The sequence below is a fragment of the Endozoicomonas sp. ONNA1 genome (assembly GCF_024606325.1).
Classification (GTDB): domain Bacteria; phylum Pseudomonadota; class Gammaproteobacteria; order Pseudomonadales; family Endozoicomonadaceae; genus Endozoicomonas_A.
In genome coordinates this window covers 1-3,659 of the sequence record NZ_JAHHPN010000894.1, presented here as the reverse complement: position 1 = coordinate 3,659, position 3,659 = coordinate 1, and the positions used below count along the sequence as shown (strand labels likewise).

Sequence of the window (3,659 nt, the reverse complement as noted above, 5' to 3'; positions counted from 1 at the left end):
GCTGAATTCTGTCAGAGATTGAAACAATATACTTTTCATCGTCTATCGGCATTTGTGTAGAGAGAAAGCTATTATGGCAAAAATTGTTGAAATCAAAGGCCGCGAAATCATGGATTCTCGTGGTAACCCAACCGTAGAAGCCGACGTGATTCTGGAATCGGGTGCCATGGGTCGTGCTGCTGCTCCATCCGGTGCTTCCACAGGTTCCCGTGAAGCTCTGGAACTGCGTGATGGAGATAAGTCTCGCTACCTTGGTAAGGGCGTCCTCAAGGCAGTGGCCAACATCAACGGACCTGTCCGTGAAGCTCTGTTGGGTCGCGATGCGAGTGATCAGCGTGGACTTGATCTGGCAATGATCGAGCTCGACGGCACCGAGAACAAGAGTGTTCTGGGTGCCAATGCCATTCTGGCGGTTTCTCTGGCCGCTGCTAAAGCCGCCGCTGCCGATAAGAACATTCCTCTGTACCAGCACATCGCTGATCTGAACGGTACCTCTGGTCAGTTCACTATGCCAGTTCCAATGATGAACATTCTGAATGGTGGTGAGCACGCTGATAACAACGTCGACATTCAGGAGTTCATGGTTCAGCCAGTCGCTGCCAAAACTTTCGCTGAAGGCCTGCGTATGGGGGCCGAGGTGTTCCATGCCTTGAAAAAAGTGCTGTCTGCCAAAGGTCTCAATACTGCGGTAGGTGATGAAGGTGGTTTTGCACCCAACCTGGCTTCTAATGCTGATGCTCTGGCTGTCATTAAAGAAGCGGTTGAAGCTGCAGGCTACAAGTTGGGTACTGACATTACTTTGGCTATGGATTGCGCGGCTTCGGAATTCTACGTCAACGGTCAATACAACATGAAAGGGGAAGGCAAGATTTTCTCTTCTAATGAATTTTCTGACTATCTGGCCAAACTGTGTGAAGAGTACCCAATCATCTCCATCGAAGATGGTCTGGATGAGTCTGACTGGGAGGGCTTCAAATACCAGACGGAAATCCTGGGCGACAAGATCCAGATTGTCGGTGATGACCTGTTTGTAACCAATACCAGGATTCTGAAGGAAGGTATCGAAAAAGGCATCGCTAACTCTATCCTGATCAAGTTTAATCAGATCGGTTCCCTGACCGAAACTCTCGAAGCCATCAAGATGGCCAGGGACGCGGGTTACACTGCGGTGATTTCCCACCGCTCCGGTGAAACAGAAGACGCTACTATCGCAGACTTGGCTGTAGGTACTGCTGCGGGTCAAATCAAGACCGGCTCCCTGTGTCGTTCTGACCGTGTTTCCAAATACAACCAGCTGCTACGCATTGAACAAGAGCTGGGCGCTAAGGCTCCATACCGCGGTCTTGCTGAATTCAAACGTGCCTGAAATGTTATCTGAGTAGCGTATCAATAGCGGGAGGCTTCTGTAAGCCTCCCTTTATTTAATGTGACGACTTTCTGTTTTACCTCTTTGATTTACTTTCCGCATATTCCATTTTTTGTGGTTTTATCGTGGGCACATTTTTCAGGCTTTGTTAGACTGAATGGCTGGAAACAATGAGAGATTCAGATGCGAAAGCTGGTGCATACATTACTGCTACTGGCGCTGGTGGCCCTTCAGATACAACTCTGGATGGGAGAAGGCAGTTTAGCAGAAATGGTAGCGATCCAAAAACAGATTGAGCTGCAGAAACGGGAAAACGACCGTTTGTATCAGCGTAATCGTCTACTCGCTACCGAAGTTGTTGAGCTGCAGCATGGTCTGCAAACTCTGGAAGAGCAGGCTCGTCTTGATCTTGGGATGATCAAAAAAGATGAGACGTTTTATCTGATTTACGACTGAGTCATACCGTCGCTTTGATGTTGACGTAATATCGGATAGAAAATGCCACAATTCTGGCGATTGTAGCTATTTTATAGTGCGGTATAAGTGACATTTCGGATTAACAACAGATTGAAGCACAGTCTGTTTGCAGCAGGTTCCTTCTGACCTTTTTAGGTGACAATGTGAGAACGAGTAATCCTCATGAACCCCGTTTTTGGGCGATTATCCCTGCCGCCGGGGTGGGTCGTCGCATGCAGAGTGCAATTCCCAAACAGTATCTTGAGATTCATGGTCGCACCTTGATGGAGCATACCATTGAACGTCTAATCAGCTTTTCTGTTTTGGAGAAGCTGATTGTTGTCATTGGTGCTGAAGATGAGTGCTACAAGGAGATTGAGCTGTTAAGGGATCCGCGAATCATGTTGGTGCAGGGCGGGGATGAGCGTTACCATTCCGTCCTGAATGGACTGAAAGCCCTGTCTGAGTTGGCAGATGCCGAGGATTGGGTGATGGTTCATGATGTGGCCAGACCTTGTATACGTCACTCTGACCTGGAGTGGTTGGTAGAACAGTTAACTGACCATACCATTGGTGGTTTGCTGGGAATACCTGTCAGAGACACTATGAAACGTACTTCATCTGCTGGAGAAGTGACGGAGACCGTTGACAGGAATGCTCTTTGGCACGCCCTGACGCCACAGATGTTTCGGGTGAAGCTGCTTTACGACGCGCTCAAAAAAGCACTGGATGATGAAATGCCTGTCACGGATGAAGCCAGCGCGATTGAATACGCTGGATTCAGGCCGCTGATGGTCGAAGGGCACAGCGATAATATCAAGGTGACCCGAAGTGCTGATCTAACACTTGCGGCTCTTTACATTCAACAGCAAGACAAACTGATTGAGACGGTATGATGCGAATTGGTCACGGTTTTGATGTGCACCGTTTTTCCGATGAAACAACGGCTGAGGCCAAGGTCTTTTTGGGTGGGGTCGGTATTGATCACAGCCATAAGCTTTTAGCCCATTCTGATGGTGATGTTCTCCTTCACGCCGTCTGTGATGCGTTGTTGGGAGCGGCTGCCCTGGGTGATATCGGGCAGCATTTCCCGGATACAGATTCCAGGTATAAGGGAATTGATAGCCGACAGCTTCTCAGGCATGTGGTGGTACTGATTCATGAAAAGGGCTATCGGGTGATCAACGTCGATAGTACCATTGTTGCCCAGGTGCCAAAAATGGCTCCTCATATTCCAGCCATGAGGGAAAACCTTGCCAAAGATCTTCAGATTGAAACTGAAGCTGTCAATGTAAAAGCAACGACAACAGAGAAATTGGGTTATATCGGCCGAGAGGAAGGTATTGCAGTTCATGCAGTGGTGCTTCTGGCTCACAGCAAGCGACAACTTTCCTGATCAGTTTGCATTTTACCCAAAAAGATTATTGTTTAATGAATCAAGTTTCTTACACATCATCCTGGGCTTACTCCTGGGGTGGTCCTTTGGGACGATGTACTTTCAAGTCCCTGCCTGAAGATTTCATTGTTGAAGAAGAGCTGCCCTTTGTACCGGAAGGTGAAGGGGAACATGCCTATATCAATGTTCAGAAAACTGGAGAAAATACCGATTGGGTAGCAGGACAACTTTCCAGGTTTGCTGGCGTAAAACGCTCTGCAGTCAGTTACGCGGGGCGCAAGGATCGTCATGGTGTTACACGTCAGTGGTTTAGTGTCTGGCTGCCCGGACAAGACTCTCCTCAATGGTCTGAGCTGAACAGTGAGTCGTTGGATATTATCGCTGCCACCCGACATGGGAGAAAGCTCAAGACTGGTGCACTGAAAGGCAACCGTTTTATCA

5 protein-coding genes are annotated in these 3,659 nt (G+C 48.4%); all 5 read left to right on the top strand.

The genetic code is table 11. The features are described 5' to 3' along the window. Positions 1-73: 73 nt before the first annotated feature. The gene (gene eno, locus KDK19_RS21130) at positions 74-1,366 is read left to right on the top strand and encodes a phosphopyruvate hydratase (RefSeq protein ID WP_257255289.1); all 1,293 of its coding nucleotides are present in this window, start codon (positions 74-76) and stop codon (positions 1,364-1,366) included. Between the two features lie 183 nt (positions 1,367-1,549). Next, positions 1,550-1,822 (top strand): septum formation initiator family protein, encoded by a 273-nt coding sequence (locus KDK19_RS21125; RefSeq protein ID WP_257255288.1) that lies wholly within the window; start codon positions 1,550-1,552, stop codon positions 1,820-1,822. 164 nt (positions 1,823-1,986) lie between these two features. Then, positions 1,987-2,718, top strand: a complete 732-nt coding sequence (gene ispD, locus KDK19_RS21120) for a 2-C-methyl-D-erythritol 4-phosphate cytidylyltransferase (RefSeq protein ID WP_257255287.1) — start codon at positions 1,987-1,989, stop codon at positions 2,716-2,718. Further along, positions 2,718-3,218 (top strand): 2-C-methyl-D-erythritol 2,4-cyclodiphosphate synthase, encoded by a 501-nt coding sequence (gene ispF, locus KDK19_RS21115; RefSeq protein ID WP_306670930.1) that lies wholly within the window; start codon positions 2,718-2,720, stop codon positions 3,216-3,218. The genes ispD and ispF overlap by 1 nt, the downstream gene beginning before the upstream one ends. Before the next feature lie 35 nt (positions 3,219-3,253). Beyond that, positions 3,254-3,659, top strand: a 406-nt coding sequence (truD, locus tag KDK19_RS21110) for a tRNA pseudouridine(13) synthase TruD (protein WP_257292880.1), incomplete at its 3' end; no start/stop codon positions are given.